Annotated in this window: 1 protein-coding gene; it reads left to right on the forward strand. The window is 48.6% G+C overall.

Annotation, left to right across the window (positions count from 1 at the left end; translation table 11 throughout):
• Nucleotides 1–37 precede the first annotated feature (37 nt).
• On the forward strand, nucleotides 38–576 hold a 539-nt coding region (locus tag HMPREF2879_RS06900; protein ID WP_070635118.1), incomplete at its 3' end, for a hypothetical protein.

The raw sequence follows: 576 nt of genomic DNA on the forward strand, positions 1-576 counted from the left end.
CTTCCTATTCACCAACCACACGAAACGAGAACCCACCATGCGCACTTTCCTGATTATCTTCTGGGGTATCTTCGCTGCGTTCACAACAGTTGCGACGTTTTACGTCCTCATTAATTACGAGGTGCAGCGCTGGAAAGATAAGCAACGGCAACGTGAGGGTATCTATATTCGACGGGTTACTCGGCTCGAAGCTCTCATTACGATATTTACCCCCGTTTTTCCGTGTGCTATGTTTGCAGGTCATATATTTTTTGACCCTGAATCAGCAAGTATAACGATTGACATAACGGCCTTGTTAGTATCAGCGATATTTGCCGCATACTTGCGGTATGTGCACGTTGCCTACGTGAAGATTTCTTCCGAAGGCGTCGAGCAGCGCATTTGGTTCTCCAACCCGACCCGCTACCCTTTCACCGCGATTAACCGCGTCGTGTTCTACAAGGCATCGAATTATGAAGACGATGACATGGTGGGGTTCTACGCCAAGTCAGGCACCCAGATTGCCCTGTTTAGCCCGTTGCCTTATAAAAATTACCGGCTTTTGGCGATTGTGCGGTTCAGGATTGAGAACGAGCG

It is taken from the genome of Rothia sp. HMSC069C04 (genome assembly GCF_001812895.1).
Taxonomy (GTDB): domain Bacteria; phylum Actinomycetota; class Actinomycetes; order Actinomycetales; family Micrococcaceae; genus Rothia.